The sequence below is a fragment of the Burkholderia sp. LAS2 genome (assembly GCF_018417615.1).
Classification (GTDB): Bacteria; Pseudomonadota; Gammaproteobacteria; order Burkholderiales; family Burkholderiaceae; genus Burkholderia; species Burkholderia sola.
This window is the reverse complement of record NZ_CP071052.1, coordinates 2191623-2212467: the sequence shown is the minus strand read 5'-3', so window position 1 is coordinate 2212467 and position 20845 is coordinate 2191623. Positions and strand designations below refer to the sequence as shown.

The following is a 20845-nucleotide window of genomic DNA, read 5'->3' as shown; positions in this document are numbered from 1 at the left end:
CCTTCGGTCCGGCCGCTTCGGCCAAGTCTCGGGGCCGCTTGGGGCGGCTTCACTGGTGTGACGAACGACGCGGCCGATTTTTTACCGCTTTGTGCGCAAAATGCGTGCGACCGCTTTTTTTGGCGATGTCGCTAAATATTTGCGCGGCCCGTTCGTCTATCAGGAAGGAAAGCCGGAACGGGGCGCGCCCCGCCCGCCGCTTTCGCGTCAGATTTGCCGTTTTTCGCGTTATTGCCTGCCTTCCCTTTACCGACGTTGCCGATGACAGCCGCCCACGAGCCTTCTTCCCCGCCGTCCCTCGACGCTTCCCCCGGCCGCCCCGCGGCGCGCCTGATCCTTGCGCTGCTGCGCGAAAGCCGCGTGTCGCTCACGCTGGCGCTCACCGCGTGCGTGCTGAACGGCGTCGCGAGCGTGCTGCTCGTCGCAACGCTGAACCGCGCGCTGTCGCAACCGGGCGCCGCCGACGCCGCGCTCGCGTGGCGCTTCGCGCTGTGCGCGGTAATCGCGCTCGTCACGCGGATCGTGTCGGGCACGCTGTTCGCCCGCCTGTCGCAGGACACGATGGCGCGGCTGCGCGTGCATCTGGCGCGGCGCGTCGGCGCGGCCGAACTGCGCGACATCGAGCGGATCGGCGCGGCGCCCGTGCAGTCGGTGCTGACCGACGACGCGACCAACGTGTCGATGCTGTTCTTCGCGCTGCCGAACCTGGTCATGCACGGCTCGATCGTGTTCGGCTGCCTCGGCTATCTCGCGTGGCTGTCCTGGCCCGTGTGCGTGCTGGCGCTGGCCGCGATCGTCGCCGGCTCGCTCGGCTATCACACCGGCGACCGCCGCGCGATCGCGGCGCTCGAAGCGGCCGGCCAGGCGCAGGACCGCCTGTTCGGCTATCTCGGCTCGCTGTTCTCCGGCGCGAAGGAGCTGAAGCTGCACGACGCGCGCGCCCGCCAGTTCGTCGACGGCCAACTCGGCGCCGCGATCGGCGAAGTGCGCGACCATCGACGCCGCGCGTTCAGCGCGTATGCGGTCGGCGTCGGCTGGATCATCTTCCTGTTCTACGTGTTCCTCGGCATCGCGTCGTTCTGGCCGCAGCTCGGCGTGCATGCCGATCCGGCCGCGGCCGCCGGCTACGTCGTCGTGTTCCTGTTCATGCTCGTGCCGCTCGACGGCCTGCTGAACAACCTGCCGACCGTCAACGCGGCGCGCGTGTCGCTCACGCGGATCGAAGGCGTGATGGCCGAGTTCGGCGCGCTGCGCACGGTGCCGCCCGCGGCCGATGCGCCCGACGTGCCGCCGGCCGGCGCGGTCACGCTGCGCGGCGTCACGCATGCGTATTTCCACGAGCGCGACGAACGGATGTTCAGCATCGGGCCGATCGACCTGACGATCAAGCCGGGCGAACTCGTGTTCATCGTCGGCGGCAACGGCAGCGGCAAGACGACGCTCGCGAAGGTGTTGACGGGGTTGTACGAGCCCGAGGAAGGCACGATCGAGGTCGACGGCCGCACGATCGGCTGGCGCGAACGCGCGGCCTACCGGCAGCGCTTCAGCGCGGTGTTCAACGATTTCCATCTGTTCGATGCGCTGCTCGGCATCGTCGACCCCGACGATCCGTCGCGTGCGCAGGCCGATGCGCGGGCGAACGCGCTCGTCGCGAAACTCGCGCTCGACCACAAGGTGAAGGTGGTCGACGGCGCATTCTCGACGCGCGCGTTGTCGACCGGGCAGCGCAAGCGGCTCGCGCTCGTCGTCGCGTACCTGGAAGATCGCCCGTTCTACCTGTTCGACGAATGGGCGGCCGACCAGGATCCGTCGTTCAAGGCCGTGTTCTACGAACAACTGCTGCCCGAGCTGCGCGCGCGCGGCAAGGCCGTGATCGTGATCACGCACGACGACCGCTACTTCGATCTCGCCGACCGTCTGCTGAAGCTCGACAACGGGCGCATCGTCAGCGACACGCAGCCGGCGCGCCTGCGCGCGCAGGATGGCATCGATGCGCTGAGCGCGTAACACGACACCGACAGTCGATCGAAAAAATCGCCGACATGCTGCATGGGCAGTGTGTCGGCGATGGTCGTTTCAGCGGGGAATGTGGCTGACGTGTAGCGAAAGGACAGGCGGAAGCCCCGCGTCGTCAAGTCGGTCGCCACGCCCTGCCCGTCCACGCGGCCTCGTCCGCACGCTCAACGCACGGCCGGCAGCTTCAGCACCGTATCGGTCATCACGTCGGCCAGCTTCAGCGCCGACATCGGGCCGCCGAACCCCCAGATGTTGCGTTCGATCAGCGCGATCCGATGCTCGCGCAGCGCGGGCACGAAACGCCACACCGGCGAATCGAGTTTCGTCGACAACGGCACGTCCATCCCCGACGCGGTCACGAACAGCACGGCCAGGTCGCGCTGCCGCAGCAGGTCGGCCGACGTCACGTACAGCGTGCCTTCCCGCGTCGGCTTCTTCGGCCACGGATCGAGCCCGAGCGCCCGCGCGAGGCCGGCCGACGTGCTGTTGCCGGTATAGGCCCAGTAACGATCGGGCAAGCCGAGATCCTGCAGCAGCGCGACGCGCTCGCCGTGGCGGCCCGCGGCCGCGAGCCGCGCCGCATTGCGCGCGATGCCGGCGTCGAGTTGCGCTTCGACCGCCTGCGCGCGCGCGTCGCGCCCCGTCACCGCGCCGATCGTCCGGAAGATCTGCCGCATCCAGTCGAGCTGCGTGACGGGCACGCCGCCTTCGGACACGTTCGGGCTGAACTGGAACAGGATCGTCGGCGCGATCCGGTCGAGCGCGTCGAAGATCGGTGCATGCCGGAACCCGACGCCGATGATCAGGTCCGGCTTGACCGCCGCGATCGCCTCGAGCCCCGGCTCCTGCCGCGAGCCGATGTCGGTCACGTGCGCGAGCTGCTCGCTCCGATAACCGAGCCAACCCGGATAGAACGCGGTATCGGCCATCCCGACCGGCACGAGGTCGAGCGCGATCACGCTTTCCGCGAACATGAAGTCGAGCGCGACCACGCGCTGCGGTCGCACGGGCATCTTCGCGCTGGCCTGCGACACGACGGGATTGCCGGCCAGCGACACGGCGCCTTGCGTACCGCCGGCGCTCCCGGCCACGGAAGCTGCGGCGGCCGATGCGGAAAACGCGCCGCAGCATGCGGCACCGAGCGCCGCCGCGAGCGTCCCAAGCACATGCCGGCGGCCGGCGTGCGTCACCGGATCGCGTCCTGCTCGGCCAGCGCCGCGTCGTCCATCGTCAGTAGCAGGGGGCAGCTTCCACACAGTTGCGTTTCTCCAGGAATTTCGTAGCGCAGGCAGCACACGCGGCGCGCGCGAAACGGCGTCGGCAGCAGCGGCGAGCGCGGCACGGCATCGCGCACGGGCATGCGCAGCGGATTCGGCTCGCCGTGCACGCAGGTCGAGCCGAACAGCCAGTCCGCATCGCGGACGGGATCCGCCGCGCACGGCAGCGAACGGTACGTATCGAGTAGATAGTCGAGCAGATTGCCCGCGTTGCTCCACAGCACGCGCGGCGTGACGCGGCCCATCGCGGCGAGCAGGTCGATCACCGCGCCGAGATGCGCGATGAGCCCCGCATAGCGCGGCTCAGGTTCGTCGCACGGCGCGCCGAGCGCATCGCTCGCGAAATACAGTGCGGCCGGCATCCCGTCGTCGAGCGCGACGAACGTGCGCTCGGGCGTCATGTCGAGCGGCCGGCCGAGCGTCAGCGCGGCGACGACGCCGGCCGGCGCCGCGCGGCCGAAATAGTATTTGCTCCATTGCGACATCAGCGCGCGCGCATGCTGCGCCGGATCGCCGCCGTAATGGCCGACCATCGCGTCGAGCACGATGTCGCGGTGCGCAGGCAACGCGCTGACCGGCACGATGATGCGGCCCGGCGCGGGCGCGTCGTCGGGCATGCCGAGCCAGACGACGTCAAGGTGTTCGGCGAACGGTTCAGGCGCGAACGCGGAGAAACGCGTGGTGCGCGCGCCGTCGAACGATGGCGTCATCGCCCTGCGCGCCGGGCGCGGCGCCCCTCGAGGATCAGCAGCCCGAGCAGGTACGGCGCGCCGATCAGCGCGGTCAGCACGCCGGCCGGCACTTCGCGCGGCGCGACGACGGTGCGCGCGGCGAGATCCGCAACGCCAAGGATCAGCGCACCGCACGCGGCCGCGAGCCACAGCCGCGTACGATGCCGGCGTGCGCCGAGCATCGTCGCGACGTGCGGCGCCATCAGCCCGATGAAGCCGACCGGCCCGACCGCCGCGACGGCCGCGCACGCGGCAAGCGTCGCGATCGTCAGCGCGAGCGGCCGCAGCGCGGCCACCGGCAGGCCGAGCGCGGCTGCCTGGTCGTCGCCGAGCGCGAGCATGTCGAGCGGTTTCGCGAGCCACGCAAACACGGGCACCGCGAGCACGCACCACGGCAGCAGCATCGACACCTCGCCCCAGCTCCGGCCATAGGTACCGCCGACGAGCCACACGACGAAGCGCGCGGGCTGCACGCTTTCCTGCGTGATCAGCCATTGCGCGAGCGTGGTCCACAGCGCGCCGATCACGATGCCGGTCAGCGCGACCGCGAGCGGCGCGTAGCGATGCCGGTGATTCAGCGCGAGCGTGATCGCGAGCGACAGCCCGCCGCCGATCAGCGCGGCGGCGGCCAGCGTCACGTGGCCCATCAGCGGCCACGTCGACAATGCGAACAGCGTGACGAGCCCCGCGCCCTGCGTGACGCCGAGCACTTCCGGGCCCGCGAGCGGATTGCGCACGACGCTCTGCATCGCGACGCCGCTGACCGCCAGCAACGCGCCGGCGAGCAGCGCGCACAGCAGGCGCGGCAGGCGCAGGTCGATCAGCATCCGCGCGAGCGCATCGTGACCGGACAGCGCGGCCGACCAGCGCGCGGGCGACACCCATTCGGGGCCGGCCGACACGCCGACAAAAACCACGAGCAGGCCCGCCACGACGAACAGCACGGTGCGCAACGGCCAGCCGAGCCGTTCGAGCCAGCCGACGCGCCGCGTCGAGCCGCCGCCCGCCGCACGTTCGGCATCCGCGTGCAGCACGCCCGACCACGCGGCGCCGCGCCGGATCATCGCGAGCATCAGCGGCGTGCCGACCAGCGCGATCGCGACGCCGGTCGACAGCGTCGCGTCGAGGCCCGATGCGAGCACCGCGCTATCGGTGACGAGCACGAGCGCGCCCCCGGCGAGCGCCGACAGCGGCACCAGCACGCCGAGCCGCGCCGCGCGCGCGCCGCGCACCTGGCGCAGCAGGTTCGGCGCGACGAGGCCGACGTACGACAGCGGGCCCGCGATGCTGACCGCCACGCTCGTGAACGCGACCGCGACGATCGTCGCGGCAAGCCGCGTCGCATCGACGCGCACGCCGGCCGCGGCCGCCGCATCGTCGCCGAGCGTGAGCGGATTCAGCGGCCGGATCACGAACGGCAGCGCGACCAGCGGCACGACGAGCCAGCGCGCGGCGAGCGCGAGGCCCGCCGCGCCCGGCTGGTACAGGCTGCCGTTGGTCCACAGCGCGGCGCCCGCGATGTTTTGCTCGAAGAACGCGAGCACGAGCGTCGACAGCGCCGCGAACAGCAGCATGCACACGCTGCCCGCGAGTACGAGCCGCAACGGCGTCGCGCGCCAGCCGCCCGCCGCGACGATCGCGCACGCGGCAGCCGCGAGCCCGCACACGAACAGCAGCGGCACCGACGCGACGCCCGCCAGCGCCGGCACCAGCATCGCCGCGAGCAGGCCGAGCTGGGCGCCGCCCGTCACGCCGAGCAGGTCGGGCGACGCGAGCGGATTGCGCGTGAGCGACTGGAACAGCGCACCGGCGATGCCGAGGCAGCCGCCCGCGACGAGCGCGGCCGCGACGCGCGGCAGATTGAGGTCGAACAGGAATACGTGCGCGAGCGACGCGGCATCGCTGCCGGGCGCCGCGTCCCACCACACGCGCAGATCGGGAGCGATCCGCAGCGCCGCGAGCAGCGCGATCAGCGCGACGAGACCGAACGCGATCGCGCCGGCCCGGCCCTTCGCCGCGCTCTTGCCCGTCGCCGCGAGGCGCTTGCGCATCGCGAACGTCGTCATACGGCGAGATCCCGGTCGAAGACGCCGGCCGCTTGCGGCGCGCCGTCGGTCGACGGCCCGTAGGCCGGCACGCACATCGGCGCGCCCGTCTGCGGATGCGCGAGCTTCAGCATCTCGACGCCGAACGCCGCGCGCAGCCGCGCCGGCTCGAGCATCGCGTCGGGCGTGCCCTGCGCGACGAGACGGCCCGCGCGCATCAGCACGATCTCGTCGCTGTACGCGGCCGCCTGGTTCAGGTCGTGCAACACCCAGACGATCGTCAGCCCGCGCGCGCGGTTCAGCGCACGCAGCGCATCGAGGATGTCGAGCTGGTGATGAATGTCGAGATACGTCGTCGGTTCGTCGAGCAGCACGATCGGCGCCTGCTGCGCGAGCGCCATCGCGATCCACGCGCGCTGGCGTTCGCCGCCCGACAGCGCGCCGACGTCGCGCTCCGCATCGTTCGCAAGGCCGCTCGTGTCGAGCGCCTCGTCGATCGCCGCATGATCGGCGCGCGACAGGCCGCACAGGAAGCCGCCGTACGCATAGCGCCCGTACGCGACGAGTTCGCGCACCGTGAGGCCCGACGGAATCTGGTTGAACTGCGCGAGCATCGTCAGCTCGCGCGCGAGCGCGCGACGGCGAAACGATGCGAGCGGCTTGCCGTTGACTTCAACGTGGCCGGCACGCGCGGGCTGCAGGCCCGCGAGCGTGCGCAGCAGCGTGCTCTTGCCGCAGCCGTTCGGTCCGCACAGCGCGGTTACGCGGCCGGCCGCGATCGACAGGTCCAGCCCGTCGATCACGACATGGTCGCGATATCCCACCGACAGCCCGCGCGCGGCAAGCGCGGCGGTACTACGCGTCATCAATCCTCCGTTCGGTCGCGCGGGACCGTGTAACTCTGCGCCATCGCGACGACGACCTTGCGCGGCCCCTCGAACGGGTCGCGCGCATGCGCGGTCAGCATGTTGTCGAGCATCAGCACGTCGCCGGTGCGCCACGGGAACACGATGCGCTGCTGGTCGAGCACGCCGCGGATCTGCGCGAGCGCGTCGGCCTCGAGCGGTTCGCCGTCGCCGTAATACACGTTGCGCGGCACGTTCTCGAGCCCGACCGCGTCGACGAGCGCTTCCTGCATGTCGTCGTCGAGCGCCGACAGGTGAAACAGGTTCGCCTGGTTGAACCATACGCGGTCCCCCGTGCGCGGATGGCGCGCGACGGCCTGGCAACGCTCGCGCGTGCGCAGCAGCAGTTCGCCGTCGTCGTCGGTGCGCCACGCGCACTCGATGCCGCGCGCCGCGCACATCCGCTCGACCTCGGCCGGCTCGTCGGTGCCGAACGACTGCTGCCACGGCAGATCGAGACCCTGCCCGAAATTGCGCACGTACAGCAGCTCGCGCTTCTCGAAGCGCGCGACGAGCGCCGGATCGAGCGCGCGGTAAACGGCGCGGCTGTCCGCGATCGGCGTCGCCCCGCCCTTCGGCGCGGCGAGCGCGCAGTGGAACCAGATCCGCAGCGGCCATTCGCGTGTGTACGACTGCTCGTTGTGCAGCGGAATCGCGCGGTGCGGCGGGTATTCGGTCGACGTGTAGACCGCGCCTTCGACCTGGCTGCGCGGCGTCGACGCGTATTCATAGCCGATCAGCGGATCGCCGAACGAGGCCGCGAATTGCTGGAACGTGTCGATCGACGGCACGCGAAAGCCCGTGAACAGCACGCCGCCCGCCCGTTCGAGCGTGTCGGCCGCGATCTCGCGCGCGAGCGGCGCGACGTCGTCGATCGACATCCCGTCGTTGCCGCGCGGCGACACGACGGTGGGCAGTCCCGGCTCGATACGCAGGTCGTCGAGCGTCGGCAACGAAAGCAGGGTCATGCAACGTCCTCTTCAGGTGACGCGCCGCACATGCGGCGCAACGGGTCACGACGCGCGCGTCGCGCGCTCGCCGTCCATCGCGCGGCGCAGGCTCGCGGGGCGCATGTCGGTCCAGACGGTTTCGATGTGCGCGAGACAGTCGGCCTTCGGGCCGCTCACGCCGATCTCGCGCCAGCCGGCGGGCACGGGCCGGAACGTCGGCCAGATCGAATACTGTTCTTCGTCGTTGATGACGACCGTATAGACGAGATCGTCGGTGTCGGCGGAAGGCGTCGGGGCTTGCGTCATGATCGGAAATCGCTGGGCGGTTGAAGGAAGCGAAGCGGCGAATTCGGCCGCTCCTGTCTGATAGACGGTTGGCCGGCGCGTTTTTTTACCGCCGCCGTGCGCGGCCGCCCAGGAACACCGGGCAGGCGACGCCGCGATGGCATGCGTCGAGGCATTCCGCGCAGTGGCGCTCCGCGTCGCGCACCATGAAATGCACGAGCGTCTGCGACACGTTCAGCGCGCGCGCCGCGGTCTGCAGCGTCTCCTCGCGCAGCCGCACCATCTCGAATGCCGCCCGGCTGCGCGCCGGCAGGTCGTCGAGCGCGGCGCACACGCGCCGCAGCGTATCGCGCGTCATCAACGCGGCTTCCGGCGTCGGCTCGGGCGACGGCACGTCGTAGCCGTCGTCCTCTTCGGTGTGATAGACGTTTTCGAGGCTTTGCCGGCGGCACGCGTCGATCGATGCGTTGCGCACCATCCGCGTCACGTACGCGACCGGCTGGCGCACCGCGTCCTGATTGGGGAACTCGACGAGTTTCACGAACACGTCGTGCACGACGTCCTCCGCGCGGCTCGCGCAGCCGACGAAGCCGCGCGCGACGTTGACGAGCATCGCGCGATGCGAGATCAGCACATCGAGCAGCGCGCCCTGCGCACGCGGCTCGGACGCCCGGCGCGCACGCGGCGCGGCGCGCGGCGGCAGGTCCGGATAACTGCCGAGGAACGGGTTTGCCGCTGCCGCTACCGGTCGGTCGAGCACTTCCGCCATCGCCATCGATCTGCTCCGTCAAATTCCGAGATAAGGGAATTTAACGTAAACGCAAATCATTCTCAATCCGATTACGAGATAACCCTTTAGGTTAGTGGGATTTGTCTGAACAATTGCCGGAATGCCTGCTTCGGCGGACAGGACGAACGCGACGGGTCTACGAAGCACGGCAAGCTTTCCGGGCCGAACGAAGTTGCCCGGTGACCGAAACGGCCGAGATTCACGACGCGGCCGCGCCCACCGCCGTCAGTAGATGAACAACCGGATCGTCGCCGTCGCATCGAACCGCCCGATCTTCGGCGGCCCGAACGACTTCAGCACCGCGTCCATCAGCACGCTCTGATTCATTACGTTGGACGCGAACTGAGCCAGCGTGAACTGCTGGTTGAACGGAATGGCCTTGCCCTGGCTATCCTCGATGCCGATCCCGAAATTGCTGTCCTGCGCCGGCACCAGCAAACCGTTCTGGACCGGAAAACTCGTTTCGAAATACCCGTCCACCCGCACCGCGACGTTGCATTTCTTGGTCAGCGACAACGAGAACCGCTTGCGGGGCACCGCCGGCATGAAGCCGTTACCCGCCGCCTGCACCTGCCCGAAATTGACGATGCCCGGTTCGGGCGTCACGAGGACGTCGACGAAGCACGGCGTCGGCTTGAGGTTGCGCAGGCCGCTCAGCCGGTACTGGAAGCTCGTGCCGAACGCATTCAGCCCGAACTCGCCGTCGAACTGGAACACCGTGTAGATATCGCTCGGCGGCTGGATCCAGTTGCCCTTCTTGCGCACGACGACCTGGTAGTCGATGCTGATGTTCGTGCGCTGGCAACGCCCGCGGTCGAAGTCGTACCGGGTGCACGGCGGCACCGAATACCCGGTAAACACCCCGCCGCCGCGATTGCTGGTCTTGTCGAAATAATCGACGCCCTTGTAGCGGATGCCGATCTCGAGTCCCCATGCGGCAGGGTCCGTACGATTCGGATTCGCGTAGAAGTAGATGTTGTCGACGACCTTCAGGCTGCCGGCGTCCCCCAGGTCCTTGTAGCAATACCCCGACGTCGTGCGCACCGGCGACACCCAGATCACGTAGCCGTCCGGCGCGTCGGTCGGATACGACGCCACGCCGCCGATCGGCTCGGTCAACGACGTCGCGCCGCTGTTCGTCAGGCAGCGCAGCGCCCACGCCGGCTGCACGGCCGCGATCAGCAGCGCGAGGACGACCCAGCGCAGCCATGCCGCCGGCGCCGCCCGATGACGCATGCCCGCGCTCATTGCTTCACGCTCTTGCACACACCGGCGTCGCACGCATACTCGACCGCCACCTGGCCGCCGTAATCGTCGATATGCGTGACGAACAGCGTCGCCGGCGTCGCGGCCTTGAACGGCACGTCGGCCGTGCTCATCGGGCTCACCATCACCGGCTCGATCGGCACCGGCGTCTTCTGCGCGCCCGCGCTCACGTCGACCACCGTCACGTGGTACGGCGTCGGGTTGTCGAACACCAGCTTGTGCGCGGCCGCCTCCACCCGCAGCGTCATCGGCAGCGTCCAGTCCTCGTCGCGCGCGGGCTGCACGGCCTTCGGCCGGTAGAACAGCTTCATCTGCGTATGCAGCGCGATCTGCAGCGTGTTCGGCGTATCGGTCTTCGGCGGCACTTCGCGGATGTTCAGGTAGAACACCGTTTCGCGATCGGCCGGCAACTCGGTGCCCGGCAGCTTCGCGATCCGCAGCACGTTGCGCTCGTTCGCCTCGATGCGCTGCAGCGGCGGCACGACCATCAGCGGCGACGTGGTCTTGTTGCCCTTCGCGTCCTCGAGCCACGACTGCACGAGATACGGATATGTCGCGCTCTTGTTGGTGATCGTCACGATCGCGGCCTGCTCGCCTTCGTTGAAGATCACGCGCGTGCGATCGGGCACGATCGCCGCCTGCGCGGCGCCAGCCAGCATCGCGCCGACGGTCGCGAACGCGCACAGCGCGCGCCGCGGGAAAGAAAGGGAGAAAGCGTTCTTCATCGCTGGATCCATGAAAATCATCGTTCGACCCGCGCGGCCGCCGCATGCGACTCGCCCGGTGTCCGGCACGTCACCGGAATCGGCGTGCCTTCGAGTTGGAGCTGATTCGGCAGCGCGTCGATCGTGCACAGCGTGCGTTCGCCCGCCCGCACCGCCAGCGCGGATTTCGGCTGAACCTGGGTCAGGAACGCCGCGCCGCCCTCGCCGACGATGCCGAGCTCCTTGCCGTTCGCCGCGTCCTGCACCGACGCGCCGAACGGCAGCGCGTGGCCGGCCGCGTCGGTCAGCGTCAGGTACAGGTTGCTGCCGCGCGCGGCGGAGAACTTCACGAAGCCGATCGCGCCGTCGGTCAGCACCATGCGCTGGATCGGGTTCGTCACCTGCACTTCGAGCGGCAGCTTCTCGACGTTCACGGTCGCGTCGTACACGTTGTAAGGCGAGATGCCGTCGAGGACCGCGTAGCCGCGCGAATCGGTGTGCGTGAGCGTGCCGGACAGCGGCACGTCGGGCACGCCGTCGGTCGACACCAGCAGCCGCGTATCGCCCGCGTTGCCGTTCGCGTGCGCGGACACGCCGTACTGCGTGGCGACGAACGAGCCGTCGACTTCGAGCGACGCGGCCGCATACGCATTGGCGAGCGTCGATGCCTGCGCGGTGAGCTGGTACGCCGACGTGCGCTGCCGGAAGCTCGCGTTCGCCGACGCGCGGCCGTCGGTCTCGCCCGCATTGACCTGATAGGTGCGGCCGGCCGGATCGTCGTAGATGTAGCCCGCGTTCACGCTGGTGCTGCCGTTGCCCGTCGTCAGGTTCGACGTGACGGTATGGCGGCCGCCGATCGGCAGCGTCGCGGTGACCGAGAACTGGTTGCCGCTCGCGCCGGCGCTTTGCGTGCGGAATGCCGACACGCTGACGTTCAGGTTGCGCAGCGTGCCGATCGAGAATGCACGCGTGAGCGTCAGGCCGACGCGCTGCTCGGACGCGCGCGCCCAGTAGGTCGTCTGGTCGTACGAGAAATAGGTCGACGTGTCGCCGAAGCGCTTCGACAGCGTCGCCGAATAGCGCTGCTTGCTGTTGGCGAGGCCGTACGCGGTCGGGTCGCCGGAGAACTGCGCGAAGCTGGTGTACTCGCGCTCGGAGAAGCGGTAGCCGAAGAAGCGCACGTCCGCATCGAGCCCGTCGAAGTGCTTCGAATAGTTGATCCGATACGAGTTGCCGTTGCGTGTCGCGCCGTTCCACCACAAGCGCGCCCGCGCATGCGTGACGTCGGCCGACACCGCGCCGAACGCGCCGAAATCGCGGCCGACGCCGAGCGCGATCGACGTATAGCCCGACGCGGCGATGAAGCCGCCATAGGCGGTGACGTCGAACGGCAGGCCGTACGCGATTTCGCCGAAGCCGAAGAACGGCGTGATGCCGGCGCCGCCGAACAGCCGCGGCTTGCCGACCGCGGCCTTGTAGCGCAACTGGCCGGTGCGCGCGAGGAACGGCACGGCGGCCGTCGTCACCTGGAAGCGCTGCACGCTGCCGTCCTCTTCCTCGACCGCGACGTCGAGCGTGCCCTGCACGCTCGTGTTGATGTTCTGCAGCGCAAATGCGCCCGGCGACACGCGCGTCACGTACAGCACGCGGCCGGCCTGCGACACGGTCACGGTCGCGTTGGTGCGCGCGACGCCCGAGATCAGCGGCGCATAGCCGCGCAGCGACGGCGGCAGCATGCGGTCGTCGCTGCGGATCGACGCGCCCGTCAGCGCGAACGTGTCGAAAATGTCGGAGGTCAGGTAGTCGTCGCCGAACGTCACCGTCGACTGGATCGACGGCAGCGCGCGAAACGCATAAAGCCGGCTGAAGCGGAACGTGCGATCCGCGTACGCGGTGTTGCCCACGTTCGATTGCGCCTGGTAGTCGCCGCGAAAACGCCACGCATCCCAGTTCGCGCCGACCGTCCCGTACGCCTGGATCGCATTCGTTTGCCCGCCGCCCGCACCGAAGTTGCGGTTCGTGTTCGCGATCACGCGATAGTCGAGCATCGCGCCGGGAATCCCTTCGGACCAGTGCTCCGGCGGCAGGTAGGTCGAATCGGTGAATTCGAGCGCCGCCTGCGGAATCGTGATCTTGAGCCGCCCGTCGCTTTTCAGGTAACGCACGGTCGCCCCTTCGATCGCGGCCAGGTCGACGCAACTGCCGCCCCGGAAGCGCGGCAGGTCCTTGACCAGCGACGGCTTCAGGCCGAACCGCGCGACGAGCTCCGGCCGCAGGCACGGCTTGCCCGCGCCCGTCGCATCGACCGCCACGAATTCGATCGGCTGCAATCCGAGGTACAGGTCGTTGACCTGCACGTCGAGCATGTACTCGCCGGGCAGCGTGAAGTCGGCCTGCGAGAACTGCGACAGGTCGACGTTGCGCGTTCCGTCGATGTCGAGGAACGACGAATTGAATTCCGTCGCCTGGCTCTGGCTGCCGACGACCAGCACGGAGACGCAAAGGAAGGAATGTCTGATTCGCACGCGGTGCTACCGGGAGTCCGAGGAGAAGGAAAACGAGAGGAAGGACGAAGGAGGAAGGGATGCACGCATCCCTCCTCCGGTACGGATGCTTACTGGTAGCGGACCGTGAAGTTCGCGACGCCGTCGGCGGTACCCGGCGTCACGCCGGCTGCCGTCGCTTCGTACATCGCCGCGAAGCGCGCGATGTTCGTGCCGTTCTGCAGCAGCGTCGGCGCCTTCTGCTCGGCGCCGTTGTCGAGGTATTCGCCCGACGCGGCCTGCAGGCGGATGCCGACGTTGGTTGCCGAACCGATCGTGGCGAGCAGCTTCGGCTGGCCCGCGCTCGACGTGCCCGTGAACGTGAAGTACGCGTTCTTCGCGACGCTGGTGTCGCAATCGGTCAGCTTGATGTCGAAGTTGGTCGGCGTGGACTTGTCGCCGGCTTGCTTGAACACGTTGGTCGGCACCTTGCCGAGGTTCACGGTCTGGTTGACCGAGCCCGAGTCGATGCCGCATGCGCCCGCGACGATCTCGCCCGTGAAGTTGATCGTGCCGGTGCCCGCTGCGAAGGCCGAGGTGGACAGGGCTGCGAGTGCGACAGCGCTCAGGATGGATTTTTTCATGAGGTTTCCCGTAAGGAGTGCAAATGGAATGGACGACGTGGCGGACACAAACGACAGCGCGTGGTGGCTCCCGTCCGACACGAGGCGGCATTATCGAGATAACCACGAAAGATGTCTGTAAATCATTGTCAAATGCATCTGACAATGTTCGATTTACCCCTCTAAAACCCCATTATTTCCCCTCCATTTTCAATCCCGGATTTTTTATCCGCAGTCCTTTTTTATTTTCCGGAACCGATTGAAGATTAAGGGAATTTCTTGCCGATAATCATCGACGCCGCGCACTTCCTTGCTGGCGCCGGCTTGAGCAGGACCGCCACTCAAAGGACAAAACATTGTCCAACACCGCCATCGTTGTCCGATTACAACGCCAATATCGAATCATTTTCAACTGACAGGAAATTAACGATGGCATTCCATCAATATGGATTTATCGCGCAAACGATTGCGCAAGAATACAAACGTTTTACCGCGACACTTTGCCGCCACCATTAATTCCGATATGTTGATTAATCCATTCGTCAATTGCCGATCTTGAATCGCATGCATGCGCGGCCGCTGGAACGCGGCTCGCTTGCCGGATTGGACGAGATGAAAAAGGAAAGAACGCGGCACACGTTTGCGCCGGGGAGCGGCACGACCGGTCGCCGGATGCGGGTGGCAGGGAAGCAACCGCTCTGCCCTGCCGGGAGATGAAAAGGAGGCGCGGAACAGCGCCAGGAAGCGCCGATGCCGCGCGGCGAAACGACGGGCATCACGCGCTGTCGAAGCAGCGGCCGCACGTTGAATCGTACGGCCGCCGTCATGTCGCCCGACACGCTGCCGCGTCAGGCGACGCGTCGCACGTCACGCGGAAGCCGCGGCCTCCGCCGTTGCCGGCGCCCAGCCGCCGCCGAGCGCGCGATACAGCGCGATTGCGTTCGCGAGCCTGAGCTGCCTGAGCCGGATCAGCTCCTGCCCCGACTCGTACGTGCTGCGCTGCGCGTCGAGCAGCTCGAGATAGGTCGCGACGCCGCCCGCATAGCGGCGCTCCGCGAGCCTCAGCCGTGCGCCGTCCGCCGCATATACGTCCTGCTGCGCGGCAAGCTGCCGGTCGATCCAGTCGCGCGCGGCGAACGCATCGGCCACTTCGCGAAACGCGGTCTGCACCGCCTTCTCGTATTCGGCGACCGCGATGTCCTTGCGCGCGTGCGCGACGTCGAGGTTCGCGCGATTGCGACCGCCCGCGAAGATCGGCAGCGTGATGCGCGGCGCGAACGTCCACACGCTGGTGCCGGCCGCGAACAGGCTCGAGAACGCGTCGCTCACCGAGCCGTAGTCGGTCGTCAGCGCGACGCGCGGGAAGAACGCCGCGCGCGCCGCGCCGATGTTCGCGTTCGCGGCCTTCAGCCGCGCCTCGGCCTGCCGGATGTCTGGCCGCCGTTCGAGCAGTTCGCTCGGCGCGCCCGGCGCCACGGGCGCGATCGACAGCGTGTCGAGCGCGGTCGCGTCGTCGGGCACGTTGCGCGCGAAGTCGCCCGCCAGCAGTTGCAGCGCCCGTACGGCCTGCGCATGCTCGCGTTGCAGCGCGGCCTGCGACGCGCGCGCGGACGCCACCAGCATCTCGGCCGAACGCAGCTCGATCGCGTCGCTCGTGCCGGCGGCATAGCGGCGTTGCGTGAGCGCGGCCACCCGTTCGCGGGCTTCGAGCGTGCGCTCAGCGAGCGCCAGTTGCTCGTGCAACGATCGTTCGGAAACGTACGCGCCCGCCACCTCGGCGATCACACCGATACGGACCGTGCGCTGCGCGTCGGCAGTCGCGAAATACTCGGCGAGCGCCGCGTCGGACAGGTTGCGCACCCGGCCGAACAGATCGAGCTCGTATGCGCTGACGCCGACGCCCGCACGATACAGCCCGCTGATCGCGCTTTCGCGCACGACCGGGTCGTACTGGCGCGCGCGTTCGTAGCCGAGATTCGCGTCGACCGACGGCATCCGGTCCGCGCGCTGCACGCCGTACAGCGCGCGCGCTTCCTCGAGCCGGCCGGCCGCGATCCGCAGGTCGCGATTGTTCGCGAGCGCCGCGTCGATCCACGCCTGCAGCGCCGGATCGGTGAAATACGCATGCCAGTCGTCGAGCAGCGCGGCATCCCGTGCCGCGCTCGGTAGGGCCGCCGGCGCCGTACTGCCGTCGACCGGCGCATAGGACGCCGGCACCGGCGCCGCCGGGCGCTCGTAACGCGGCGCGAGCGAGCACCCGGCGAGCGCGAGCGCGGCGGCCAGCGCGACCGGCGCCCGCCGCGCGGCGCGTGCATTCAGCGCGAACATCATGGTTGCGAACCCTCCATCGTCGTCGGCTGCGCACCGCCGCGCCGGCGCGGGCCGACGTCGAACAGGCGGCCGACGATCACGAAAAACAGCGGGACGAGGAACACCGCGAGCACGGTCGCCGTGATCACGCCGCCGAGCACGCCGGTGCCGATCGCCGTCTGCGCGCCGGACGCGGCGCCCGACGCGAACGCGAGCGGCAGCACGCCGACGCCGAACGCGAGCGACGTCATCACGATCGGCCGCAGCCGCAGGCGCGCGGCCTCGAGCGCCGCGTCGACGAGCGACATGCGCTGCGCGACGAGATCCTTCGCGACTTCGACGATCAGGATCGCGTTCTTCGCGGACAGCCCGATCGTCGCGATCAGCCCCACCTTGAAATAGATGTCGTTCGGCATCATCCGCAGCGTCACGCCGAGCACCGCGCCGATCACGCCGAGCGGCACGACCAGCATCACCGCGAACGGAATCGACCAGCTCTCGTAGAGCGCCGCGAGCGCGAGGAACACGACGAGCACCGACAGCGCGAACAGCATCGGCGCCTGCGCGCCCGACAGCCGCTCCTCGAACGACTGCCCCGACCACGCATGGCCGATGCCGGCCGGCAGCTTCGCGGCGATCCGCTCGATCGCGGCCATCGCGTCGCCGCTGCTGTGGCCGGCCGCGGCCGAGCCGTTGATCGTGAACGACGGATAGCCGTTGTAGCGCGTGAGCTGCGGCGGCCCCATCGTCCAGTGCAGCGTCGTGAACGCCGCGAGCGGCACCATCTCGCCGCGCGCGTTGCGCACGCGCAGCTTCTTCACGTCGTCCGGATCGAGCCGGTGCCGCCCGTCGGCCTGCACCATCACGCGCCGCACCTGCGTGCCGTGCATGAAGTCGCCGATATAGTCGGAGCCGAACATCACCGCGAGCGTCGTGTTGATCTCGTCCATCGACACGCCGAGCGCGGACGCCTTCGCGCGATCGATGTCGAGCTTCAGTTGCGGCGCATCCTGCGTGCCCGCGAACATCAGGTCGGTGAGCGCGCGATCCTTGCCGCCCGCCGCGAGCAGTTGCTCGCGCGCGGCGCTGAACGTCGCGTAGTCGAGCCCGCCGCGGTTCTGCAGCCGGAAGTCGAAGCCGCTCGACGAGCCGAGATCGGGCAGCGCCGGCGAGTTCATCGCGAAGACCGTCGTGTTCGGCGTGCCCGCGAAGCGCTCGTTGATGCGCGCGACGATCGACTGCACGTGATCGCGCACGGCCTTGCGCGCCTTCCAGTTCTTCAGCGTGACGAAGATCATCCCGCCGTTCGGCCCTTCGCCGTACAGGTTGAAGCCGCCGAGCGCATACGTATAGGCGGTCGGCTCGTCGCGGCGGATCGCCGACTCGACCGCGCGCACGCTCTGCATCGTTTCCGCGAGCGGCGTGCCTTGCGGGCGGATCACCATCACCATGAAGTTGCCCTGGTCCTCGTCCGGCAGGAATGCGGTCGGCAACTGCGTGAGCATCAGCACCGCGGCCGCGGTCAGCGCGCCGTACACGACGAGCCAGCGCAGCGGCTTCTTCAGCATCGTGCCGACCCGCGTCGCATAGCGCTGCGTCGCGCGCGCGACGAAGCGGTTGAACCCGCCGAAGAAGCCGCGCTTCTCGTGATGATCGCCGGCCACCGGCTTGAGCAGCGTCGCGCACAGCGCGGGTGTCAGCGACAGCGCGAGGAAGGCCGAGAAGCCGATCGACACCGCGAGCGACAGCGCGAACTGCCGGTAGATGTTGCCCACCGCGCCGCCGAAGAACGCCATCGGCACGAACGCCGACGTCAGCACCACGGTGATCCCGACGATCGCGCCGCTGATCTGCTGCATCGCCTTGACGGTCGCGTCGTACGGCGCGAGCCCCTCCTCGACCATCAGCCGCTCGACGTTCTCGACGACGACGATCGCGTCGTCGACGAGGATGCCGATCGCGAGCACCATCCCGAACATCGTCAGCACGTTGATCGAGAAGCCCGCCGCATACATCACGCCGAACGTGCCCGCGAGCGCGACCGGCACGACGAGCGTCGGGATCAGCGTCGCTCGCAGGTTCTGCATGAACAGGAACATCACGAGGAACACCAGCACGCCGGCCTCGATCAGCGTCGTGACGACCTTGTTCATCGACACGCGCACGAACGACGACGTCTCGTACGGAATCTGGTATTTCACGCCCGGCGGGAAGTATCGGGACAGCTCGTCCATCGTCGCGCGCACGCGCTTCTCGGTGGACACCGCGTTCGAGCCCGGCGCGAGCTTGATGCCCATCCCGGTCGCGACCTTGCCGTTCACGTACGACGGATAGTTGTAGTCGTTGCCGCCGAATTCGACGCGGGCGACGTCACGCAGGAACAGCGCGGCGCCGTCGGCCCGCGCGCGCAGCGCGATCGCGCCGAAATCGGCCGGCGTCTTCAGCGGCGCGTCCGCGAACACGGTCGCCGCGATCGGCGCGCTGTCCGGCACCGCGCTGCGGCCGATGTCGCCGATCGTCACGCGCGCGTTGTGCGCGCGCACGGCCGACGCGATGTCCGACGCGGTGAGCCCGTGCCCGGCCAGCTTCACCGGGTCGGGCCAGATCCGCATCGCATATTCGGCGCCCCAGAACTGCACCTTGCCGACGCCCTCGACGCGGCGCAGCGCCTGCACGACGTTCGCCGACGCGTATTCGCCGAGCTGCACGTCGGTCATCCGGCCGTCGTCGGACGTCAGCGACACGACGAGCTGGATATTGTCGGCGGCCTTCTCGACCTGGATGCCGTCGCGGCGCACGGGCTCGGGCAGGCGCGCGTCGACCGTCTTCAGCCGGTTCTGCACTTCGACGGCCGCGAGATCGGCGTTCACGCCCTGCTTGAACGTCAGGTACAGCGACGCCGCGCCGGCGCTGCTCGTCGCGGACGTATACAGCAGCCCCGGCGCGCCGTTCATCTCGCGCTCGATCAGCGCGGTCACCGATTCCTCGACGACCTGCGCGGACGCGCCCGGGTACGTCGCATAAATGCTGACGACGGGCGGCGCGATGTCCGGGTACTGCGCGACGGGCAGCGCGCGAATCGCGAACAGGCCACCCAGCATGATGAAGATCGCGATCACCCATGCGAAGACGGGGCGATCGATGAAGAAACGTGCCATGTTGGTTTGAACCGGTCAGGTTTGACGGGCGGCCGCCTGCGAAGCGGCCGCTGCCGGCGCCGCCTTCGACGGCGGCGCCTTTTCGACGGGCTGGACGGCCGTATCGGGCGCGAACTGCGCGACGTCGTCGACGATCACGCGCTCGCCGCCCGCGAGGCCGCGCGTGATGCGCCAGTCATGGCCGCTCATCTGGTCGGCTGTGACCTCGACGTCCTTGACCTTGCCGTTCGCGCCGACGACACGCACCGACGTACGGTCGGCCGTGCGCAGCAGCGCGTCGCGCGGCACGAGGATCGCGCGCCGGTCGACCGCCGTGTCGAGCGCGATCCGCACATACGCGCCCGGCAGCAGTTCGCGCTCCGGATTCGGGAACAGCGCGCGCATCGCGACGGTGTCGGTGGTCGGGTCGACCGCGAGATCGCTGAACAGCAGCTTGCCCTTCAGCGGATATGCGGTGCCGTCGGCGCGCAGCAGCGTCACCGCGACATCGTGCTGCGCGATGCCCGTTGCGCGCCCGCTCTTCACCGCGCGACGCAATGCGTCGACGTCGGCGGCCGGCTGCGAGAAGTTCACGTAGATCGGATCGAGCTGCTCGACGGTCGTGAGCGGCGTCGCCTGGTCCTGGCCGACGAGCGCGCCCTCGGTCACGAGCGCGCGCCGTGCGCGGCCCGCGATCGGCGCGGTGACGGTCGCGTAGTCGAGCTGCAGTTGCGCGCGCGAGAGTTCGGCCTTCGCGGACGCGACCTCGGCCTTCGCCTGCGTATCGGCCGCGACGGCTTCGGTGTGGTCGCGCTCGCTCACCGCGCGATCGCGCACGAGATCGTCGTAACGACGGCGCTTGTCGGTCGCCGCGAGCGCGGCGGCCTGCGCCTTCGCGAGCGCACCCTGCGCGGCGTCGCGCGCGGCCTTCAGCGGCGCGGGATCGATGCGGAACAGCACCGCGCCCTGCTTCACCTCCTGGCCTTCCTCGTAGGTGCGCGCGGTGACGATGCCCGCGACCCGTGCGCGGACTTCCGCCTGCCGGTACGCATCGAGCCGGCCCGGCAGTTCGACCGTCATCGGCACGGTCGTCGGGCGCACCGTCACGACGGTGGCCTGCTTCGTGGTCTCCGGCGCGGCGTCCTTGTCGCCCTTTCCGCATCCGGCCACGGCCAGCAGCGCCGCGAGCGCGAACGGCGCCAGCCGCAGGCGGCGCCACAGGGTGCGTTTGTTATTCATGTTCTGACCTCGGATCGTTCGCCGCCGATACAATGCGGCGGCTCAGGGTGGCCGATTATAATCAGTCACGACTGATTAAATACA

General features: G+C 68.9%; 16 protein-coding genes. 2 read left to right on the top strand and 14 right to left on the bottom strand.

Annotation, left to right across the window (positions count from 1 at the left end):
• Nucleotides 1-261 precede the first annotated feature (261 nt).
• A complete protein-coding gene (locus tag JYG37_RS10255) occupies nt 262-2007 on the top strand; it encodes a cyclic peptide export ABC transporter (RefSeq protein WP_213346074.1) in 1746 nt (581 codons plus the stop codon).
• 173 nt (nt 2008-2180) lie between these two features.
• On the opposite strand, the gene JYG37_RS10250 is transcribed toward JYG37_RS10255, so the two are convergent.
• The 11 genes from JYG37_RS10250 to JYG37_RS10200 form a co-directional block, all read right to left on the bottom strand.
• Nucleotides 2181-3206 (bottom strand): ABC transporter substrate-binding protein, encoded by a 1026-nt coding sequence (locus JYG37_RS10250; RefSeq protein ID WP_213346073.1) that lies wholly within the window; start codon nt 3204-3206, stop codon nt 2181-2183.
• Nucleotides 3203-4003, bottom strand: coding sequence for a siderophore-iron reductase FhuF (gene fhuF / locus JYG37_RS10245; protein WP_213346072.1), 801 nt, complete (start codon nt 4001-4003; stop codon nt 3203-3205). Before fhuF ends, JYG37_RS10250 begins: the two co-directional genes overlap by 4 nt.
• Nucleotides 4000-6090 (bottom strand): Fe(3+)-hydroxamate ABC transporter permease FhuB, encoded by a 2091-nt coding sequence (gene fhuB / locus JYG37_RS10240; protein ID WP_213346071.1) that lies wholly within the window; start codon nt 6088-6090, stop codon nt 4000-4002. Before fhuB ends, fhuF begins: the two co-directional genes overlap by 4 nt.
• The gene (locus JYG37_RS10235; RefSeq protein WP_213346070.1) at nt 6087-6935 is read right to left on the bottom strand and encodes an ABC transporter ATP-binding protein; all 849 of its coding nucleotides are present in this window, start codon (nt 6933-6935) and stop codon (nt 6087-6089) included. The genes fhuB and JYG37_RS10235 overlap by 4 nt, the downstream gene beginning before the upstream one ends.
• A complete protein-coding gene (locus JYG37_RS10230) occupies nt 6935-7942 on the bottom strand; it encodes a TauD/TfdA family dioxygenase (RefSeq protein ID WP_089467403.1) in 1008 nt (335 codons plus the stop codon). The genes JYG37_RS10235 and JYG37_RS10230 overlap by 1 nt, the downstream gene beginning before the upstream one ends.
• Before the next feature lie 45 nt (nt 7943-7987).
• Nucleotides 7988-8230 (bottom strand): MbtH family protein, encoded by a 243-nt coding sequence (locus JYG37_RS10225; RefSeq protein ID WP_050012606.1) that lies wholly within the window; start codon nt 8228-8230, stop codon nt 7988-7990.
• An 85-nt stretch (nt 8231-8315) separates the two neighbouring features.
• The gene (locus JYG37_RS10220) at nt 8316-8984 is read right to left on the bottom strand and encodes an RNA polymerase factor sigma-70 (protein WP_050012605.1); all 669 of its coding nucleotides are present in this window, start codon (nt 8982-8984) and stop codon (nt 8316-8318) included.
• 240 nt (nt 8985-9224) lie between these two features.
• On the bottom strand, nt 9225-10247 hold the full coding sequence (locus JYG37_RS10215; RefSeq protein WP_050012604.1) for a fimbrial protein: 1023 nt from the start codon (nt 10245-10247) through the stop codon (nt 9225-9227).
• Nucleotides 10244-10990, bottom strand: coding sequence for a fimbrial biogenesis chaperone (locus JYG37_RS10210; RefSeq protein ID WP_050012603.1), 747 nt, complete (start codon nt 10988-10990; stop codon nt 10244-10246). Before JYG37_RS10210 ends, JYG37_RS10215 begins: the two co-directional genes overlap by 4 nt.
• A 17-nt stretch (nt 10991-11007) precedes the next feature.
• Complete coding sequence (locus JYG37_RS10205; protein ID WP_482830288.1) at nt 11008-13494, bottom strand: fimbria/pilus outer membrane usher protein; 2487 nt, start codon at nt 13492-13494, stop codon at nt 11008-11010.
• 89 nt (nt 13495-13583) lie between these two features.
• Complete coding sequence (locus JYG37_RS10200; protein ID WP_050012601.1) at nt 13584-14096, bottom strand: fimbrial protein; 513 nt, start codon at nt 14094-14096, stop codon at nt 13584-13586.
• A 23-nt stretch (nt 14097-14119) separates the two neighbouring features.
• Here JYG37_RS10200 and JYG37_RS10195 point away from each other — a divergent pair, with 23 nt between their 5' ends.
• A complete protein-coding gene (locus JYG37_RS10195; protein WP_124630392.1) occupies nt 14120-14338 on the top strand; it encodes a hypothetical protein in 219 nt (72 codons plus the stop codon).
• Between the two features lie 604 nt (nt 14339-14942).
• Here JYG37_RS10195 and JYG37_RS10190 read toward each other — a convergent pair.
• From JYG37_RS10190 to JYG37_RS10180, 3 genes are read right to left on the bottom strand one after another with little or no spacing between them, the layout of a single operon-like run.
• Nucleotides 14943-16403 (bottom strand): efflux transporter outer membrane subunit, encoded by a 1461-nt coding sequence (locus JYG37_RS10190; protein WP_050012690.1) that lies wholly within the window; start codon nt 16401-16403, stop codon nt 14943-14945.
• Nucleotides 16403-19543, bottom strand: coding sequence for a multidrug efflux RND transporter permease subunit (locus JYG37_RS10185; protein WP_213346069.1), 3141 nt, complete (start codon nt 19541-19543; stop codon nt 16403-16405). Before JYG37_RS10185 ends, JYG37_RS10190 begins: the two co-directional genes overlap by 1 nt.
• 15 nt (nt 19544-19558) lie before the next feature.
• Nucleotides 19559-20761: a MexX/AxyX family multidrug efflux RND transporter periplasmic adaptor subunit gene (locus tag JYG37_RS10180; protein WP_213346068.1), complete on the bottom strand. Its 1203-nt coding sequence runs from the start codon at nt 20759-20761 to the stop codon at nt 19559-19561.
• Between the last annotated feature and the right edge of the window lie 84 nt (nt 20762-20845).

Bases quoted from the DNA above. Each gene is read 5' to 3' on its own strand.
- fhuF (WP_213346072.1), bottom strand. From the start codon at position 4,003: ATGACGCCATCGTTCGACGGCGCGCGCACCACGCGTTTCTCCGCGTTC.
- JYG37_RS10215 (WP_050012604.1), bottom strand. From the start codon at position 10,247: ATGAGCGCGGGCATGCGTCATCGGGCGGCGCCGGCGGCATGGCTGCGC.
- JYG37_RS10235 (WP_213346070.1), bottom strand. From the start codon at position 6,935: ATGACGCGTAGTACCGCCGCGCTTGCCGCGCGCGGGCTGTCGGTGGGA.
- JYG37_RS10225 (WP_050012606.1), bottom strand. From the start codon at position 8,230: ATGACGCAAGCCCCGACGCCTTCCGCCGACACCGACGATCTCGTCTAT.
- JYG37_RS10255 (WP_213346074.1), top strand. From the start codon at position 262: ATGACAGCCGCCCACGAGCCTTCTTCCCCGCCGTCCCTCGACGCTTCC.
- JYG37_RS10200 (WP_050012601.1), bottom strand. From the start codon at position 14,096: ATGAAAAAATCCATCCTGAGCGCTGTCGCACTCGCAGCCCTGTCCACC.
- JYG37_RS10210 (WP_050012603.1), bottom strand. From the start codon at position 10,990: ATGAAGAACGCTTTCTCCCTTTCTTTCCCGCGGCGCGCGCTGTGCGCG.
- JYG37_RS10220 (WP_050012605.1), bottom strand. From the start codon at position 8,984: ATGGCGATGGCGGAAGTGCTCGACCGACCGGTAGCGGCAGCGGCAAAC.
- fhuB (WP_213346071.1), bottom strand. From the start codon at position 6,090: ATGACGACGTTCGCGATGCGCAAGCGCCTCGCGGCGACGGGCAAGAGC.
- JYG37_RS10185 (WP_213346069.1), bottom strand. From the start codon at position 19,543: ATGGCACGTTTCTTCATCGATCGCCCCGTCTTCGCATGGGTGATCGCG.
- JYG37_RS10180 (WP_213346068.1), bottom strand. From the start codon at position 20,761: ATGAATAACAAACGCACCCTGTGGCGCCGCCTGCGGCTGGCGCCGTTC.
- JYG37_RS10190 (WP_050012690.1), bottom strand. From the start codon at position 16,403: ATGTTCGCGCTGAATGCACGCGCCGCGCGGCGGGCGCCGGTCGCGCTG.
- JYG37_RS10230 (WP_089467403.1), bottom strand. From the start codon at position 7,942: ATGACCCTGCTTTCGTTGCCGACGCTCGACGACCTGCGTATCGAGCCG.
- JYG37_RS10195 (WP_124630392.1), top strand. From the start codon at position 14,120: ATGGAATGGACGACGTGGCGGACACAAACGACAGCGCGTGGTGGCTCC.